This window comes from Paenibacillus sp. Z6-24, from assembly GCF_054161335.1.
Genome location: NZ_CP096398.1, coordinates 4,313,191 through 4,332,204, shown reverse-complemented (window position 1 = coordinate 4,332,204; position 19,014 = coordinate 4,313,191). Strand labels below are relative to the sequence as shown.

Annotated in this window: 15 protein-coding genes; 4 read left to right on the top strand and 11 right to left on the bottom strand. The window is 51.8% G+C overall.

All coding sequences use genetic code 11. From position 1 onward, the window contains the following. Nucleotides 1–38 precede the first annotated feature (38 nt). A complete protein-coding gene (locus tag M1D61_RS18775) occupies nucleotides 39–284 on the top strand; it encodes a hypothetical protein (protein WP_458120116.1) in 246 nt (81 codons plus the stop codon). A gap of 106 nt (nucleotides 285–390) precedes the next feature. Here M1D61_RS18775 and M1D61_RS18770 read toward each other — a convergent pair whose 3' ends face one another. The 5 genes from M1D61_RS18770 to M1D61_RS18750 are packed head-to-tail and all read right to left on the bottom strand — an operon-like array spanning nucleotide 391 to nucleotide 6,728. Continuing rightward, a complete protein-coding gene (locus M1D61_RS18770) occupies nucleotides 391–4,524 on the bottom strand; it encodes an S-layer homology domain-containing protein (protein ID WP_458120115.1) in 4,134 nt (1,377 codons plus the stop codon). 48 nt (nucleotides 4,525–4,572) lie between these two features. Then, nucleotides 4,573–5,121, bottom strand: coding sequence for a phage tail protein (locus M1D61_RS18765; RefSeq protein WP_458120114.1), 549 nt, complete (start codon nucleotides 5,119–5,121; stop codon nucleotides 4,573–4,575). 19 nt (nucleotides 5,122–5,140) lie between these two features. After that, the gene (locus M1D61_RS18760) at nucleotides 5,141–5,662 is read right to left on the bottom strand and encodes a phage tail protein (RefSeq protein WP_458120113.1); all 522 of its coding nucleotides are present in this window, start codon (nucleotides 5,660–5,662) and stop codon (nucleotides 5,141–5,143) included. Between the two features lie 45 nt (nucleotides 5,663–5,707). Beyond that, the gene (locus M1D61_RS18755; RefSeq protein ID WP_458120112.1) at nucleotides 5,708–6,223 is read right to left on the bottom strand and encodes a phage tail protein; all 516 of its coding nucleotides are present in this window, start codon (nucleotides 6,221–6,223) and stop codon (nucleotides 5,708–5,710) included. Then, complete coding sequence (locus tag M1D61_RS18750; protein WP_458122560.1) at nucleotides 6,216–6,728, bottom strand: GNAT family N-acetyltransferase; 513 nt, start codon at nucleotides 6,726–6,728, stop codon at nucleotides 6,216–6,218. The genes M1D61_RS18755 and M1D61_RS18750 overlap by 8 nt, the downstream gene beginning before the upstream one ends. 291 nt (nucleotides 6,729–7,019) lie before the next feature. Between M1D61_RS18750 and M1D61_RS18745 the strand changes: the two genes are divergently transcribed. Beyond that, entirely contained in the window at nucleotides 7,020–9,095 is a 2,076-nt protein-coding gene (locus M1D61_RS18745; protein WP_458120111.1) for a Na+/H+ antiporter, read from the top strand. Nucleotides 9,096–9,334: 239 nt separating this feature from the next. Here M1D61_RS18745 and M1D61_RS18740 read toward each other — a convergent pair whose 3' ends face one another. Further along, on the bottom strand, nucleotides 9,335–10,066 hold the full coding sequence (locus tag M1D61_RS18740; RefSeq protein WP_458120110.1) for an HAD family hydrolase: 732 nt from the start codon (nucleotides 10,064–10,066) through the stop codon (nucleotides 9,335–9,337). A gap of 232 nt (nucleotides 10,067–10,298) precedes the next feature. Between M1D61_RS18740 and M1D61_RS18735 the strand changes: the two genes are divergently transcribed. Continuing rightward, nucleotides 10,299–11,855, top strand: coding sequence for a Ppx/GppA phosphatase family protein (locus M1D61_RS18735; RefSeq protein ID WP_458120109.1), 1,557 nt, complete (start codon nucleotides 10,299–10,301; stop codon nucleotides 11,853–11,855). On the opposite strand, the gene ppk1 is transcribed toward M1D61_RS18735, so the two are convergent. The 5 genes from ppk1 to M1D61_RS18710 all read right to left on the bottom strand — a co-directional run bounded on the left by ppk1 (nucleotide 11,788) and on the right by M1D61_RS18710 (nucleotide 17,822). Then, nucleotides 11,788–13,932 (bottom strand): polyphosphate kinase 1, encoded by a 2,145-nt coding sequence (gene ppk1, locus M1D61_RS18730; RefSeq protein WP_458120108.1) that lies wholly within the window; start codon nucleotides 13,930–13,932, stop codon nucleotides 11,788–11,790. The genes M1D61_RS18735 and ppk1 overlap by 68 nt on opposite strands. A gap of 151 nt (nucleotides 13,933–14,083) precedes the next feature. Continuing rightward, the gene (locus M1D61_RS18725; protein ID WP_458120107.1) at nucleotides 14,084–14,302 is read right to left on the bottom strand and encodes a hypothetical protein; all 219 of its coding nucleotides are present in this window, start codon (nucleotides 14,300–14,302) and stop codon (nucleotides 14,084–14,086) included. 280 nt (nucleotides 14,303–14,582) lie between these two features. Then, entirely contained in the window at nucleotides 14,583–15,542 is a 960-nt protein-coding gene (locus M1D61_RS18720; RefSeq protein ID WP_458120106.1) for a polysaccharide deacetylase family protein, read from the bottom strand. Nucleotides 15,543–15,836: 294 nt separating this feature from the next. Beyond that, nucleotides 15,837–16,832 (bottom strand): nuclear transport factor 2 family protein, encoded by a 996-nt coding sequence (locus M1D61_RS18715; RefSeq protein WP_458120105.1) that lies wholly within the window; start codon nucleotides 16,830–16,832, stop codon nucleotides 15,837–15,839. A 321-nt stretch (nucleotides 16,833–17,153) separates the two neighbouring features. Then, nucleotides 17,154–17,822, bottom strand: a complete 669-nt coding sequence (locus M1D61_RS18710; RefSeq protein WP_458120104.1) for a DUF1129 family protein — start codon at nucleotides 17,820–17,822, stop codon at nucleotides 17,154–17,156. Nucleotides 17,823–18,079: 257 nt separating this feature from the next. Here M1D61_RS18710 and M1D61_RS18705 point away from each other — a divergent pair, with 257 nt between their 5' ends. After that, on the top strand, nucleotides 18,080–18,916 hold the full coding sequence (locus M1D61_RS18705; protein WP_458120103.1) for an alpha/beta hydrolase: 837 nt from the start codon (nucleotides 18,080–18,082) through the stop codon (nucleotides 18,914–18,916). Nucleotides 18,917–19,014: the final 98 nt, after the last annotated feature.

Genomic DNA, 19,014 nt, shown 5'->3' with positions numbered 1-19,014 from the left:
AATAAATTCATCACAGGCAATGAACAGGGGAGAAGAACATGAATATCGTAGGAAACAGTATATCCAGACCAAAAAACAGACAGGGATTTGTCTGGGGAATAGGAGTGACGCTGGTGATTGCGATTGTGATCGGTATTATGTGGAGAGCAGGAATGGGCGTACGGGAGAATATGGATTTATTTCGCCGCATAGGCATGGGCGCCTTCACTGCTGGTCTGATCGGTTCGGTTATTCTTTCCGCATTGGGCTTGGTACTGATTCTGTTGTTCGGACTGAATGATTAACGATTCTCCGTTTATCCTGCAGAAGAGAGACTTGGTAATAAGATGATGTAAAAAGCCGGCGTAACTCAGGATGCTCTCGCATCCGGGGTTACACCGGCTTTACGTTTTAGATCAAATCGGATTTTTGCAATAAATTCTGTACCATAAGTGCGACTTCGGCACGGGTCACATGCATTTTGGGCGCAAGCATCTGCTGGCTTCGTCCCTGTACGAGACCTGCTTTCAGATTATAGGCGGCGGCCTGGTGTGCCCAGGAGGCTACGCTATTTTTATCCTTGAAATTGTTCAGGGCAGAGGCGGCATTAACGCTGCCCAGCTTGTCCTGCAATCCGCTGAGCTTCATCGCCTGTGACAGGATGACCATGGCCTGCTCCCGGGTAATTTTGTCCTGCGGCTTGAATGTGCCGTCGGCATAGCCCTGAATCAGCCCGTAGGAAGCGGCTGTCTGCACGGCACCGCTGAACCAGTCGGAAGACTTCACATCGCTGAATGTTTTACCGCCGGCATCGTTTTTTAGTCCCAATCCCTTGACGATAATAGCGGCAAATTGAGCGCGTGTAATATCCTGCTGAGGCTTGAAGGAACCGTCCTCGAATCCTTCCACAACCATGCGTGATCCCATATTGTTGACGGCATTGACCGCCCATGGCTGGGTCACATCGCTGAATGTAATCGGATGCCAGACAACGGCATACGTGCTGTTGGTCAGACTGTTGATGACGGCATGGTACCGGTTATCCCGCTGTTCGACTTTTGTAGGGACATGACGGGTGGTACCGTCAGCTTCAACGACAATCCCTGTAGTGATCCGGTTCGGATCAATATCCTGAGGCAGAACGACCGAGCGCTCCACATAGGCATTGAACCGGCTGACATCTACGACCTGCCCGTTATGGACGGCCTGAATGTCCAGATTCACAGGTGGTGCGACCAGACTGAACGATTGGGCGGAAGCTGCCTGATTAACGATTGCGAGCGTATCCGCATCAGGTACAGCAATGCGGATACGTACCTGGATATCCTGCAAATTCACGCTGCTGCCCAGCTGTGAAGAGATGGAGGCGATATTGATCTGGTTGGCCGGAATTGTGTAGGTAGCCCGGTTGGTGACAATCTCCAGCGTCGCCTGCTGCTGCTCCATATTGCTGACCATCTGTCCGTTCAATTCCCCGATAATAATATCGGCATTGGAAGTGACCGGAATAGTGACAACCGCGCCATTACCTTCGGCGGCCAGGCGATCAGCCAGACGCTGCTGGTCGATCGTTACCGTCGCTGCGGATTGACCGCCGATCTCCGACTCGGTCACTGTGCCGGCCCGTTCGATTTTTCCATTTACCAGAATATCTGCGCCGGAGCTGACTGGTGCAGACGGATCAGGTGTGGATGGATTGGATGGTGTCGTCCCTCCACCGGAACCGCCGCCTGATCCACCGCCACCGGAATTGTTGTTATCATCCTTGTCTTTTTGCCAGATGGCGTACAGAGTAATATTCTGATCGGCAATCTTCAGTGTCTGGCCTGGTTGATAGGTTGTCCCGAAGCCGTCCGGCTGAGTGTTCCAGCCGTTAAAGCTGTGCCTGCTCAGCGCCAGATTTCCAGTGTTGGCAGCTACCGTAACCGTATCGCCCTGACGATAGATGTTGGCATCTGTCGGAGAGGTACCGGATGTGCTGCCATTGCCGCTATAAGTGACCTTATAGGTGAATGGAGCGGTGACCGTTACACTGGCAAGCCGACTGTTGGAGCTGGCGGTCTTGCTGCCATTCATGCTGTCGTCGGTATTTGTGACGACCACATAATAGTATATAGTACCCGCGTCGGCGGCCGGTGCAGTATAGGTACTGGATGTAGCGGTAGGAATAGCGCGGGCATCGGAGAGACTGCCGGTTGTATTCTCATACCACTGGTAGCTTAGTACTCCGCTGGCTGCAGCAGTGACCGAGAGTGTAACCGGACTGCCGACAGCAGTCGTCTGATCGACCGGCTCTGCTGTAATTACCGGAGCTTTCGCATTATTCAGCGTATTGACGGTAACCGAGACGATCTGGCTGGTGACCGAAGCTGTCGGGTTGCCTGTACTGGTATCGTCATTGTTGGTAATTACCACATAGTAATACAGGGTGCCTACAGTGTCGGTCGGTGCATTGTAAGTGGCACCGGTTGCACTGCTGATTGCTGTACTGCCTGTCGTGCTGTTGGTCGTATTGCTGTACCACTGATAACTGAGTGTACCGCTGGCTGTGGCAGCTACAGTGAGCTCGACAGGTTCTCCAACATTGACCGTCCGATTGGATGGCTGGGAGGTGATATTTGGCGCTTCCGCATTGGTTTTTGCTTTGACTGTCACACTGGCGGGCTGACTGGTGATAGTTGCCGTCTGTGCACCGTTTACACTGCTGTCGGTATTGGTGATGACCACGTAATAATAGGTTGTTCCCGCACTGGCAGTTGGTGCAGCATACGAACTGTTCGCAGCGCCGCTGACAGGTGTACCGCCAGTATTGCTGCTGGTCGTATTCCTGTACCACTGGTAGCTGAGCGTACCGCTGGCAGTCGCGTTCACCGCCAGTATTGCGCTGTCGTTGACGTATACATTTTGGCTGACAGGCTGGGAGAGGATGGCTGGCGGTGAAGCATTGGTAATCGTGTTCACCGTTACATGTGCCGCCCGGCTTGTTGCGGCAGCGGTTGGGTTGCCATTTACCGTATTGTCCGTATTGGTAACGACTACATAATAGTAAAATGATCCGGCTGTATCTGTCGGTATGGTATAGGTGCTGGAGGTCGCACTGCTGATCAGTGTACCGCCGGTATTGCTGTTCGTTGTATTCCGATACCACTGATAGCTGAGCGTACCGCTTGCTGTAGCGGTGACAGACAGATTGGCAGCTTCACCAGTGTTTACTGTCTGGTCGTCAGGCTCTGTGGTAATCGTTGGTGGTGAAGCGTTAGTAAGTGCATTTACGGTAACGGTGGCTATCTGACTGGTGGTGGAAGCGGTCTGCGTACCGTTTACCGAGTTATCCGTGTTAGTCACAACTACGTAGTAGTAGGTGGTGCCTGCAGCGGAGGTCGGCGCAGAATAAGAACTGCTTGTTGCCCCGCTGATTAGCGTGCCGCCGATCGTACTGTTGGTTGTATTACTGTACCACTGGTAGCTGAGCGTACCGCTCGCTGTAGCAGTGACGGACAGATTGGCCGTATCGTCGACATTGACCGTCTGATCGACAGGTTGTGTGGTAATTGTTGGTGGTGAAGCATTGGTAACCGCATTTACGGTAACGGCAGCCGTCTGGCTGGTGGTTGAAGCAGTGTTGGTGCCATTTACCGAGTTATCCGTGTTGGTTACAACTACGTAGTAGTAGGTTGTGCCCGCAGTGGAAGTAGGGGCGGAATAAGAGCTTGCTGTTGCCCCGCTGATCAGTGTACCGCCAGTCGTGCTGTTGGTCGTATTACTGTACCACTGGTAGCTGAGTGTACCGCTCGCTGTAGCGGCAACAGACAGATTGGCGGTTCCGTCAACTGTTGTGGTTACATCGGCAGGCTGAGAAGTAATGACCGGCGCCGAGGCATCGGTCGTTGCGCTAATATTGGTTACCGTAATATTGTCAAAATTCAGATTGGACGGGGCAATGCCGGAAGCGAATGTCCATGTAATATCCATGGATGCCACATTGGGATACGAATAGGAATCGGAGCTGCCCATCAGCTCGGACAGCTGGTAAATACGGACATTGCTGCCGACTTCCATCGTATAGGTGCCATTGCCGCCAATCGTGGCAATCGTACTGCCTGCCGTGTCTTTTAACACGATTTGCAGATTACTGAGAACATTATCTCCAGGAGCAGCACCCTCAAAGATGCTTATCCCGAGATCCTTGAAAGTGAAATTGTTATTGACACTTCCACCTTCGGCTTTGAGTGTAATGGAGCCGCTCGTATTTTCATTTTGCTGATTGTCGGTATAAAAAGAAGTCTCTACAGTGCCTTGGGGAGGCAGCGAAGCGACCATACCGTTGCTGACAGCGAACTTATCAGCAATTTTCTGGAAGCCGGTGCCGCCGGAATTGTTGGCGCCCAATCCACTGAAATCATAGGTTCCATCCGCCGTGCCGGTCTGGGCATAGGCAGCATAAGGGGAAACGTTGAACATAAGCATGACAGCCAGCATAAACATGACCGGCCATTTGGAAGCATGAACAGGTTGAAGCTTGAGGGAGTTACGCTGTTTTTGCATATCTGAAAATTCCTCCATCCTCAGTCTATGGGGTTCAGGCGTCTCCGGTTAATCGGGTCTGACCGGATATTCACCCTGTTCCACGCAGATGATATAGTAAATTGCGACATACGGCTGCATATTGTTATGGGGCTGCACCGGATTGCTGCCTGCCGGCAGTAGGGCAGCGGGGTGAAGCGGCTGAAGTGCGGATATAGTATCCGTATACAGCGCCTTGGGTGCAGGCGGTCTGCCGGAAGTCAGCGTCGCCCAATAATGATTGGAGGGAGTGCTCAGACCCTGGCTGGAATTCTGGGAGACAGCGGTATGAATATGGGACGGCAGCTGGTTCGGTGTTAGGCTTACTGCTGCTGTCCCGGTCGGTTGGCCGAGAGTGCGCGGCGTCAGCCCGGGACCATTGCCCGAACCGATAGGTACAGAACCCATCAGATTCGGCAGATTAAAATTTTGGGAATCACCTCCATAGTTGTTACCAATAATGGAATAGAGTGCCTGATATTGCATGACCGGCAGAGATTGTCCATTACAAAACAGCCAGTTTAGCGGAGCAAAGCTGCCAGCGAACAGGCGGATCTCCCCGAGATATGCGTCTGCCATGAATAATAAGCCTCCTTGGTTAAGGCCGCTGCGGGTAAATACCCTGCGTGGCGATACAGAATTGGACAGACAGGTAGGGCTGCATATTGCTGTGGGCGGTACTGCCGCCAGTCGCTGTCAGTGTACCCGGATTCATGGCTGCCGGCGTTGAACCGGCGGCGACCGGTGCGTACATTGGCGGCTGAGCTTTGGCCCAGATCTGGTTGGCGGGCTGCGTCTGATTGGCAGTGGCAGCTGTCGCATTGGCATTATGGGTATGCTGCGGCATCTCGGCGGCATTCAATGTATGAGCAGATTCACCTGCGGATGTACCGACAGGGAGCGGGGGATTGGCCGCTGGATTTGGATGCAGTGCTGCTCGGCCTCTCAGATCAGGCAGCTGAAAGTTGCTTTTGCCGTCACCGCCAAAGGTAATACCGATCAGGGAAAAAAGAGCTGTATTGCTGTTGATCTGCAGCAGCTGTCCATCACAAGGCAACCAGCCGTAAGGTGCATAATTAATAGGAAATAAACGGATTTCTCCTATAAAGGGTTCAGCCATACCAGTACCTCCTTGGATATCATTATCTTCAACACAGGCAGCGGCTCACGAACGTGGAGGGTAGATACCAACGAGTGCAATAATAAAAGTAAGCGGCAGGGAAGGCATCATGTTATTGTGAGGCTGGGAAGCGCCGGCGGCAGAGACCGCTGACGGATTCATGGGAGCAGGAGTCGTGCCGGTGCCATCCGAGTACATGGCTGCCTGTGCCCAGAGAGCGCTTGCATCCGGAGACTGCTGGGTGGCCGGCGTGGATAGAGCCTGTACCGTATGGGAATGGGCAGGCATCTGGGCAGTGGTCAGACTGACCGTTTCGCTGCCAGACTTTCCACCTAGCGGGTACGTATTGTTGGGGACTGCGGAATAATGAATGGGTACCCGTCCGCGAAGATCGGGCAGGCCAAACGTATTTACACCGTCTCCTCCGTAAACGACGCCAATCAGGGAATACAGCGCCTGATTGGCATTAATCGGAAGCAGTCGTCCATCGCATGGTGCCCATCCCTGTGGTGCATAATCACCGGTAAACATGCGGATTTCACCCAGATAGCTTTCACTCATTTTCCAAGACACCTCCGTTACTGGATTGAAAAGCGGACCACTCCATTTCCATGTGAAGCTCTTGTGTGCATACTTCGGTAAATCCCATCCGCCGGTACAACCGCTGTGCATCCGGATTATCCAGTCGTACCTGAAGAGTGATCGGTACGCGCTGGACCACTGCTTGCTGCTGCAGTTCCCGCAGCATAAACGTGCCAGCTCCCTGGTTGCGATAATGGGACAGCACAGCGAGGTCTACCAGCCGGTATCCCTGTTCTCCGTAAAAGACCGTCATCTGACCAATCGCCACATCACCGAGTGTAATCCGCCGCCTGTCCAGCCGGGGATACCGGGTGTTCAGATGAGTCTGCTGCATGTTAAACTGCATATGTAAAAATGAGTGCAGCTGTTCCGGTGTCCAACCCCAGGAAGATACCTCCGGCAGACGTGTGTCGGCATAGACTTCAAACCAAAGTGCCCGGTCTGCGTCAGTCATCACCGCAGCAGCAGGTACGGAAGAAAACATCAATGACCAACCTCCTTTTACCTAAAAGTAGATTATAATTACATTATATCCCTTTAATTATAAAAATATACTTATATATTATGATTATTCCAAAAAACAATAACATAAAAAGAATGGAGAAGTTCCAGATAATCCTGGAACGTCCGTTCTTGCTGGCAATTACCGACCACACGACAGGATTGATCGTGCTTATGGATGAGCTTCACCGTCCGGTCTGAACTGCTTCATGGTAAAATACAAGCAGTTGGATCAATAACATTCAGATCCATGGACAATGGAAAGGGGATGGCTATGGAATACTTTATTGCTGTACTGGCAATGCTGCTATTGATTGGAATCTCCAATGTGTTGAACCGCCTGATCCCCTTTGTTCCTGTGCCGTTATTCCAGATTGCGCTGGGCATTGTGGTGGCCCTTGTCGGGATCAAGATTGATCTGGACCCGGAGCTGTTCCTCGTCTTGTTCATTGCCCCGCTGCTGTATAACGATGCCCGGCAGACTCCGAGGAATGAACTGTGGAATCTGCGCGGACCTATTGTGCTGCTGGCATTCGGGCTTGTATTTATAACTGTTCTGGTCGCCGGCTATGCGATTCATTATCTGATCCCGAGCATTCCGCTGCCTGCGGCCTTTGCACTGGCAGCGATTCTGTCGCCAACGGATGCGGTAGCGGTAGGATCGCTGGCCAAGCGTATCCATCTGCCAGGTTCCATTCATCGGCTGCTGGAAGGGGAATCCCTGCTGAACGACGCTTCCGGGCTGGTTGCTTTCAAATTTGCCGTAGCCGCAATGGTAACAGGGACATTCTCGCTGTGGCAGGCTTCGTTTAACTTTGTGCTGGTTGCGCTTGGCGGTCTGGCTGTCGGCACGCTGATGTCCTTTGTCCTGATCCGGTGCCAGGTACTGGTCCGCAAATGGGGCATGGAAGACATTACCGTGCATGTGCTGTGGCAGATCCTGACGCCATTTGTGATCTATCTGGTGGCCGAGGAGATTGGTGTATCCGGCATTCTGGCGGTCGTCGCCGGCGGAATTATTTATGCCATGGAAAAGGATCGCGCCGAATCGGTTCAGCTGAAAATGCAGATCGTCTCCACCAGTACATGGTCGGTGATCGTCTACATTCTGAACGGTCTCGTATTTATGATGCTGGGCAGCCAGATTCCCGAAGTCATGGGCAGTATTTTCTCGGACCCGGCCTTTAACAATGGGATTGTGCTCAGCTATGTCGCACTGATTACACTGCTGCTTTATGTGCTGCGCTTTGTCTGGATCTATCTCTACTGGAGCGTACGTTATATGATGAGTCGGCAAATGGAAGATGACAAGCCGGATCTGCACGGCATTCTGCTCACTTCATTGTCTGGGGTACGCGGGGCACTGACGCTGGCTGCGGCCTTCTCGATTCCGTATGTGCTGAACGACGGATCTGCCTTTCCACAGCGGGAACTGATCCTGTTCATCGCGGCAGGGGTTATTCTGCTCAGTCTGATTCTGGCGAGTATCCTGCTGCCGATTCTGTCTTCCAGACCACAGCCTGTCGAATCGGGAGCAGCGGTTACCGTTGGCCAGCCGCCGACGATGCGGGATATGGACGATCATGTTCGGATGAAAGTGCTGCAGGCGGCGATCCAGTCGGTGGAATCGAGTACGACCGAGACCAACCGCGAGGTGGCGCAGGGACTGATCACGGATATTACGCAGTACATGTTCCGCAAAAATATGCTCAAGCAGCAGATTATGGATGATCCGGATCTGAACCCGCAGGAGATCGAGCTGTATCTGGCCGGTATTCAGGCCGAGCGCAAAGTCGCCCGCCGGATGCGGGACAGCGGAGAGATTACGCCGGAGCTGGCGATGGAGTTCGAGTACCGGCTGGATCGCATTCAGACGGTGCTGAGCAACCGGGTGGATACGGGTATTGCCGAGTGTGTGGACAAATGGAAAGGCATGCTGCCGATGCATATTCCCGCTCCGCTGCCCTTATCCGAGCAAACCCATTCCGGTGAGACCGACCCACAACAGGCAGTGGACAAAATTCGCATGCTAAAGCAGCTCAAAATGCAGGCCTGCCCGGCCGCAATCGAGTCCATTCGCAGCCGGATCGATGACCAGAATGAAGAAGCGGCGAACAAGGTGATCGCCAAATACCGCAAGGTCATGGAATCGATCCGTTATTATACGGAGAAAATGGTACCGGACATAACGCTGAACGAGGGCAAGCTGAACCTGATTACGACAGCTGTACAGAATCAGCGGGATGCGGTGCAGGAGCTGTACGAGAGCGGCGAAATCGACCGCCAGCATGCCCGCAAAATGCGCAGCTTTGTGCAGGATCTGGAGAAGTGGATTTTGATGGAGAGTTAAAGCGACAATTTTAAATATTAGACTTTTAAAGAATTAAATGGTAAATTATTGGGCATAGAGACCATACCTGTAAAAGACCCGGGACACATTGTCTCGGGCCTTTTTACTGTTTGATGGATGGTGGCTGCTAACATGCTGCCGACGAGAGTGTAAACACTGGTAAAGAAACTTACAAATACCCGGCTTGGTGGAGACACTCCCAATAATGATCCTATTCCGGACGGCCTGGTTGCCAGTCGTTATGACTCTTCGCTGACAGTTATCGTACTCCAGATTGCCCGCAAAATCTCAAGCGGAGGATGTTCACCGTCCGCTACATAATCCGGCCGGTATTCCGCCTGCTCCGGAATCTGGTGCTGACGGGGGTTCATCCAGATCGACTGCCAGCCGGCACGCTTGGCGCCGACGATATCATTGGCATACGAGTCGCCAATATAATACGATTCCTCCGGCCGAATGTTCATACTCTGTTCCACATGGCGGAAAAGGCCGGTATCCGGCTTGGCGATGCCCAGCTGACCGGAGATGAATACGTTCTGCTCCTCCACCCACCGATTCATGCGCAGCTGCCGAACCTTGCTCGCCTGATGCTCTGCCGGCCCATTCGTAATAATGCCCAGCCGGATGCCTATCCGGATCGCAAAATCCAGCAATTCCTCCATCTGCGGGTCCACAACAATCCGCTGCTGCTGCTCCGCATAACGCTCCTGAAAAGCAAGCGCCTGTTCGGCAGTGATCCGCATGCCGCAATCTTCCATCGCGCGGGTCATCCGGTATACATGCATATCGGCATTGCTCATCTGTCCGCTGCTGACCTGTTCAAACACTTCATCGCTGTAAACTCTGCTTTTGATAAATATTTGATCCACCGGACCATCCTCATACAATTGGCCGAATACTGATTGATACGCCTCAGTAAAAGGTGTTAATTGATCATACAGTGTATCATCCACATCGATTAATAGATTCATTTCGTGTACCTCCTGTATCCTTGCCATACCCTGTAGTCTGCTAGCACCTGGAAAAGGACGCAGAAACTATTTCGTATGTACAATAGTGCTTTATTGTAGACTGTACTAAAATAAGTTAGACTGTAAGCGTGATTATGTAGGAACGATCCGGATTTGTAAACCCGTACAGATCGGATTATACGGATAAAAGCAGCATTTTCCCGGCTGAACCCGTAAACGACAGGAGGATATTATGCAGAATACAATGGAGCACAGCCGTGTAGGCATTATGGATATAGGATCCAACTCGATTCGTCTGGTTATTTATGAGACGAGTCCGTCTGGAGGTTACACCGTTCTCAAAGAGTGCCGCGAATCCGCACGTCTCAGTGCCATCGTGACACCGGAAGGACAGATGCCGCTGGAAGCAGTGAGCGTGATTGTACCGGTACTCCGCCAGTTTGTGGAAGTGAGTCAGGTCTACGAAGTGAGCGAGATTCGCGCAGTCGCTACAGCGGCGATCCGCAATGCGGTGAACGGCGAAGAGGTCATCCGCTACCTGAACGAACATACCGGCCTGACTATTGAACTGCTGCCCGGCGAGATGGAAGGACATTACGGATTCATCGGTGTCGTGAACCGGATCGATATCAAGGATGGCTATATTATCGATATCGGGGGCGGCAGCACGGAGATCACCCTTTTCCAGAAGCGCAAGCGTGTGGCGACCGTCTCGTTCCCTTTTGGCGCGGTGAATATGAATGTACGCTTTGGTAATCATGTCAATGGCAAATGGGACGAAAAATCGGTCTCCGAACTGGAAGCCCTCGTACTGGAAGCAGCGCGTGAACATCCCTGGATCAGCAGCAATCCGGGTCTGCCGCTCGTCGGTCTGGGTGGTACGATTCGTGCAGTCGGTAAAATGCATCAGCGCAAACGCAAATATTCGATGGAGCAGATTCACCAGTATACGCTCCAGCCGGAAGACACGGACTACTATTACCAGCAGCTCCCGTCGCTGACCAACGAGCAGCGTAAACGCATTGGCGGTCTGAGCAAGACACGGAGCGATATTATCGTGCCGGGTACTATTATTCTTCATACAATGTTCCGCCATATGCAATGTGATCATTACATTATCAGCGGTACCGGTCTGCGGGACGGACTGTTCTTTGAATGGGATCGTGGCAAGGATAACGCGGTTCTGGATAATGTACTGGAATATGAGATTCATGCGGCGCTTTCCCAGGAGCCGCTGCCCCGTCAGCGTCATCTGCGCCAGGTGGACAAGCTCTCGGTTCAGCTCTACGAAGCGCTGGGCGAAGGGCAGGGAGATGCCTGGAACCGCAAACTGCTGCGTACGGCAGCCCTGATGCACCAGGTCGGGATGAAGGTCGGCTACCATGAATATGAGGAACACACCCGCTACCTGCTGACGACCCGCGCAGTAGCCGGGTTGGATCACCGGGAGACGGTGCTGGTCGCTTTTATCGCCATCTTCGGAAGCAAAGGCAAGATCAAGAAAAGACGCATCTCCGTGGAATACGCGGATATTCTGCATCCCAAGGATGAAGAGCGTATTCGTCGACTCGGGGCGCTGCTTCAGCTCGCCGCCGCTATGGATACGAGCGAGACACAGCCGGTCGATCGCATGACCGCTGTACGCAAAGGAAGAGACTTCGAGCTGACCATACACTGTCGCACCGAAGCCTCTATGGAATTAAACGATATTACCGACGCTGTTAAAGATTTGGAGAAGGAGTGGGATGTGCGGGTCCGGTTGGTGGTACATACGGTTTCCACGAACTGACATCCCATGCTTTGAACTGACTGCGCAGCGGCGGTTTACCATTTTTGAATAATTCATAATTGCCGCTGGGCAGGAGTATTCTGGCTTTGACGTTATCCTCAAGGATAAGGTTCAGAATATTCAGCATAGCGGTTTTTGTGTTTTTGTCGAACAGCGGGCACATCAACTCAACCCGGCGGGTCAGGTTGCGGGTCATCCAGTCCGCGCTGGAAAGCCATACTTCCGGATCGCCTCCATTGTCAAAGGCATAGACACGTGAATGCTCCAGATACCGGTCGACGATGCTGCGTACCCGGATACGGTCGCTCAGGCCCGGAATACCCGGACGCAGACAGCAGACACCGCGGATGATCAGATCGATATCCACGCCAGCCTGGGAAGCGGCGTACAGTTCGTCGATCATGCGCTGATTGGACAGGGAATTCATTTTGGCGATGATCCGTGCCGGTTTGCCGTTGCGGGCATGGTCGGCTTCACGCTGGATCAGCTCAATGAACTTGTTCATCATCGTGTCTGGCGCAACAGCTACCGCTTTCCAGTCATGGCTCTCCGTGTATCCGGTAATATGATTGAACACCTCGGAAGCATCTTCCCCGATCTGCTGATTTACGGTCAAAAGGCCGACATCGGTATAACTCTTGGCGGTCGAGGCATTATAGTTACCGGTACCGATATGAATATACCGGCGCAGCATGCTGCCTTCGCGGCGTACGACAAGAATGACCTTGGCATGTGTCTTGAGGCCGACGAGACCGTACACTACATGACAGCCGGCTTTTTCCAGCATGCGCGCCCAGACAATATTGCGCTCTTCATCAAAGCGGGCCTTCAGCTCCACTACAACGGTTACCTGCTTGCCGGATTCGGCGGCTTTGGCGAGCGAGTGGATCAGGGAGGACTTGCCGCTTACACGGTACAGTGTCATCTTGATCGCCATGACATCCGGATCTTCGGCAGCCTGTTCGATAAAGTCGCTGATTGCATCAAACGATTCATACGGATGATACAGCAGCACATCGCGTTCCTTGAGCACGCTGAAGTAATCCGTTTCACTGCCTTCCGGGAATTCGGGAGAGTACCTTGGAATCTCCGGCGGGTAGCGGAGGGAGTCATGCCCCTGAATCGAATCGGAAAAGGACAGCAGGAAGCCAAGATCCAGCGGACCGTCAATCTCGAATACCGCCTCGCTGATATCGAATTCCTCCATCAGCATCTCCATCGCATACGGATGGATATCCTTCTGGATCTCCAGGCGGACCGGTGCTCCGCGTCTGCGTTTGCGCAGCTGGTTCTCGATCTCTTCCATCAGGTCTTCCGCATCTTCTTCGTTAATGTCGAGATCGGCATTACGGGTCAGCCGGAAAGCATTTACTGCCACCGGTTCGTAGCCGCCGAACAGCGTATGCACATGATGACAGATCAGATCCTCGATGATAACGTACTGCTGCTTTTTACTGTTCTGGCGATGCGGCAGCGCGACCATACGCGGCAGATTCGAAGGAATCTGTACGATGGCAAAATAATATTTGTCGCTGTCTTCCGCATCTTCATGCTTTTCACCTTTACGTTCGAGCACGACCGATACATACACATTCAGTCCATGCACGAGCGGGAACGGACGGCTCTGATCGACCGCCATCGGTGTCAGCACCGGATAGATCACATCATGATAATAAATATCCGCAGCTTTTTGCTGGGAAGCGGTAAGATCCGTATAGCGGTTAACCGTAATACCCTGCTTGCCCAGCTGACGGATCATGTCGCGGTAGATACGATATTGCTGGGAGACCATTTTTTCAACTTTTTTGGTCAGGCGCTTGTAGAGACCTGCCGGTGTATAGCCGGTAAAGTCCTTTTTGGTGTATCCGGCCTTGATCTGGTTACGGATACCGGCTACTCTGACGCTCATGAACTCGTCTAGATTGCGGGATACAATACCGAGAAACTTGATTCTCTCCAGCAGGGGAGTCTCCGGGTCCTGGGCCTCTTCAAGCACGCGGGTGTTGAATTCGATCCAGCTTAAGTCACGGTTGATATAAGACGACTGAGATTGTTGTTGTCCATGTTTGTTTTCCATAATGCCTCCGGTTAATCATTTGCTTCCTGTCCTAGCGTACTGGTACTACCAGTATAGTGCAGGACACATAGGAATATTGTCGAAATCTGCAAAAATACATCATATGTAGCCAGTATAGCCTTCTTTTGTTAACGCTGTGTAAAATAAGGCGTTAAGTTTCATTCCATAAATTCGGGCCGTCGATTTTGGCGATTGATCTTTTCTGGGTACGGCCGAAATTGAAGCTGCGGATGCGTACCTCATAGCCCTCGTCATCAAGCGGCATAGTCTTCTTCAGCTCCGCTACCGTACGGGTCGGATAGCCGGGACGGCTCAGGTCAATCAGCAGCAGATCGTTGTGCAGCTGGTTCAGGCATTCGCCGAGAGTCATGGTGTCGGGCTCCTTTGTATACAGGGAATGGCTGCCGGTCATCCTATAGATGTACCGGCATAATTATTATTTATTACCCGCATATCTCTATTTTGAGTAAATAAATCTAAAAATGCAAAAAAAGGCCTAATGCTACCACTTCCTTTCAGGGAAGAGGCAGGCTCAGGCCAGGGTTGATTATTTATTTATCGCAGGGCTGCGGTTATTTTAACTTGACCGGATCTGCTGGATTCTCCAGCAAATAGAAGCCTTATGCTGGATTGTCCAGCAAATTGAGACGTTATGCTGGATTGTCCGGTAAATTAAGCAGATGCTTGACTGTAGTCGTCGAAGTCACGTTCATGCGCGGCAGGTACATCGGATCGTCACCGGGATGCACATAGCCGGGGCGTACCGTAAAGGCCATACGGTATCCGTTCATTTTAAGATCATAGACCATTTTGGGATCGTATTCTCCATAAGGGTAGGCAAAGTATGGTGTATCAATGCCGGTTTTGGATTTCATGAGCTGGATATCATGGGTGAAGCGTGCGCTGTCCTTGCCGGCTGCATAATATTCGGCGCACTGTACAAGCCGCTTGTAATGCAGATTGTACGTATGACTGTGATACTCGAATACATCGCGGGTCGCTTTCATTTCCTTGCGGGAAATGGTGGTTTTGGCGGTGGGGATGAATTTTTGCTTGTGATCCTTGAGCTTGGTACCGACGATGAAGATTGAGGCATGGAAGCCGTACTTTTTAAGTACCGGATAGGCATAGACCACATTGTTCTGATAGCCGTCGTCAAAAGTCAGGACGACTGTTTTCTTGGGCAGTTGGATCTCGCCTCTCACATAGCGCTCCAGTTCTTTGAGCGTAGCGGTATAATAACCCTCGTCATGCAAATATTTGATGCCTTCTTCAAAAGCTTCCAGATTGATGCGCGCGTTATTTGGTTCAACATTATACTTTTCAGGTACGACGTAGTGATACATCAGCACCGGGATGTGACTGGCTTTGCCGGGAGGGGCGCTGTGGCTCACTTCCGAAGCGGAAGCGACATTGGCGGCTCCTTCGGGGACTTCGCCGTTCAGCGTCTTAAACAGATCATCGGTCATATCATATGTGGCCCTGCATGTCTCATAGGAGAAAGCGGAAGCATGTGGATACTTCAGGCTCAGCACATAGAAGGTCACGACGAAGGCGATGGTGATATACAGTAGGATGATGAATAGATTACGGATACGCCGGATTCGCATTTCGCAGGCTCCTTTTCTGTCAACTGAGTGAGCAGAATTAAACTGCCCTTATATAACATCGGAAAAAGGAGTCTGAAATTTTATGCTACTGTCGAATCATGTAGAATGTCCTATATAAACGGACTGATCATCCCGGGTTGTCCTTTTTGCAGGCCTGTCGGACCGGATTAGGGACGACTTATAGGAGACGCCCGGCATGCGGATACGGCAGCAGAGCAAAAAAAGCCGCTCTCCTATATGGATGGAGAGCGACTGTGGAAGCCGGAGTGCGAATCTATTCCTGCCCGGCTGTTATTAGAACATCGTATTTTCATTGGCGGATTGCTCCGGTACCGGCTGGCTCAGTGTCCACATCTCGGCAATCTGACCATTCTCGATCCGGAAAATATGGGCGACAGCCGTACCGCGATCATCGGCACTATTTTGCATCTGGCTGTGAACGACGACCAGATCGCCTTCAGCGATCACATTGACCACTTTGGCTGTGCTGTCCGGATGCGCACGGAACTCGGTCAGATAATGGCTGGTGAGTGCGTCACGGCCGTTAGCGATGCCGGAGCCATGCTGAACGACATTTTCACTGACTGCTTCGTTGGCAGCATCGGTATTATGCTGATTGAAAAACGATTCATAGAAATTTTTGACAAAGTTCGCATTGGCTGCAACAGTAGCTCGCGGCGTATCGGCGACAGCCGCTTCGGTAGAAGTCGACGGCAGCAGATCAGCCGGCTTCTCGGAACCGGTCAGCTGGGATGGAGCCACGCTCCAGTGTTCGGCGATCAGATTGTCCGCGATTCGGTAAATGTCGACTACAGCACCAGCGGAAGCTTTGGCTGCATCTCCTGCCGGTGCGGATGGCTCGGAGAAGACAGCGACCAGATCACCCTGGCCGACCATGCCGCGTACAGTGAATTTGTAATCGGCATTCTGCTCGAAGAACGGTGTAAAGTAGGACACGAATCCTTCACGACCGGTTGCGGAAGCCGAATCATGCTGTACATAATCTTCTGCCACATACTGGTTGACCTTGTCCAGCTGATGACCGTTGAATACATCGTTATACAATCCAAGCACCAGCTTTTTATTGGCGGTGATTTTGGTCTCTTCGGCGGAAGCATTGGAAGAGCTGTCCGGTGCGGCAGGATTGGCTGTATCCGGAGCCGTACCGCCGGAATTCTCGGTATTCGGAGTGGTGCTCGGTGCCGGTGCACTGGAATTATTGTTGCCCGAGCATGCGGATAATACCGTGATCAGCATCAGACTTGCAAGCAATAGACTGGTTTTTTTCATAAATAAAACTCCTTTGATTGTTCGTTGTGTACACCATGATTCATGATGTCAGGCTGCTCTCGTTATATTAACCATTTGCTTAGCCGGCGAATGCATGTCTGCCTCTATTATAAAAGACGGGCACAGCAATTGCGAAGTTGCGGTACAGCGGCTAGTATTCCGCTGTTACTCAGCTTTATGGTTATGCTGCGCAAGACATTTCTGATCACAAAAAAAGCCTCCGCTGCGCAATTGACCGGAGGCTTCTTTCTATATTAAATGCAGAATGCCGTAGTTGCTGGATAATTCGAACAACAAACAAAGCGCAGCGGAGCCAACCACTCAGCGGCGCATAAAGATAAGCTTCTGGCCGAGAATCCCGATAATGCACAGAATCAGACTCACCCACGGCGAGATGACCAGCACCGGCATCACATTGCGCAGATAGGTTCCGACGACAATGATCGCAATCATGACGATCAGATAGGACATGACCGAGCGGGCATTGATCTGCATTCGCGGACGGTCCAGATCGCTCTTCTCTACAGGTTGATCGGCGACGCGGCGAACGAGTTCGACCAGTACAATCGCACCGGCAGCGACCAGGATCAGGGTGGAGAGGCTGATTTCACCGACAACGCCCGAGCCGCTGATATTGATTTTGAAAAAGCCCATCAGTGCCTGCAGCAGGAACACCCATGTAAGCGCGACCCAGACAATCATCAGATAATACATCGGTTTGCTCAGCTGCCGGGCCTCCGGCAGATTCTCGATGAGCTGATTGGCATAACTGTCCGATTCCTTGCCAAACAGCTGGCGGGCACTTTTGCCTTTTTGCTGGGCGTCCAGCAGGTGCCGTCCCATCTCCAGCAGCAGTTCCTCACCCGATTCGCGGCGGATACGAGCGTCCCGTACATGCACGATGACATCGTCATAATAGCTCAGATTATCCTGTTTGAGCTGATCGCGAATTGAATTAATATCCTTTACCAAATGACGCACAGTACTCATAATCGTTCCTCCAATCGTAATCAATTGTACCTGAATATATCCCTATTTATACCGGCTGCCTATAGTGCCGGAGATCGGTCTGGAAGCTATTATTCTGCCACACTTTTGCTCCATTGACAATTGAATTCCCGGGATGCTACTATAATGTTACTTTAAATCATATTAAACTCATCGGAATTATTTAAATTAAATATTTCACCTTTAAAAAAATAGGAGTTTTCTGATTATATACACAGCTATTGCGGGGAGGAATCATTATGGAGAGGAATATCGTTATTCGCCATCAGGAAGTGGATTTAACAGCCAGTATTCACTATCCGACGCATGACCGTCAGACCGATACACAGGGCAAAGGCAAGGACCGTACACCGCTGATTATTATCTGTCACGGTTTTGTCGGCAGCCGGATCGGTGTGGACCGCTTGTTCGTCAACAGCGCCCGTGAACTGGCTGCTGATGGATACATGGTCGTTCGCTTTGATTACGCGGGCTGTGGGGAAAGCAGTGGACTATATGGTCAGCAGGGACTGGACTCCATGGTCGCGCAGACCCGCACTGTGCTCGATTATGTCATGAACTGCAGCGATATTGATCCGACCCGGGTCACGCTGATCGGTCACAGCCTTGGCGGAGCGGTAGCAATACTGACTGCTGTCCGCGATCACCGGATCAAGCATCTGGTACTGTGGTCGGCGGTGGGTCATCCTTTTAATGATATTGTGAAAATTGTCGGTCGCGAGACGTATGATCAGGCGGTAATCGAAGGGGAAGCGGATTATCTGGGCTACTGCTTCAAGCCGGTTTACTTTGAGTCGCTGGGCAATTACCAGCCGTTCATCGAAGCGCGCCAGTTCAGCGGCGATGTATTGGTCGTGCATGGTACCGGGGATGATGTGATTCCGGTGGATTATGCCTTTTTGTACCAGCAGGAGTTCTGGACCCGGCAGGAAGGGCGCTGTGACAAGCAGATTATTTTCCAGGCGGATCATACGTATTCTTCCGGTCCGCATCGCCGCGAACTGCTTCGTTATACACGCGAATGGCTCGCCGGACGTGAAGCGGCACAGACGCAGTGGCAGCACTGGATGATCTGACCGTTTGGCATATGTACATCTTATAAGGCTGTGTATGGATATTAAAGCTCTGTAATGGAGCATGAACCGGCACGGCTGTGGATTTGACAGTCGGCGGA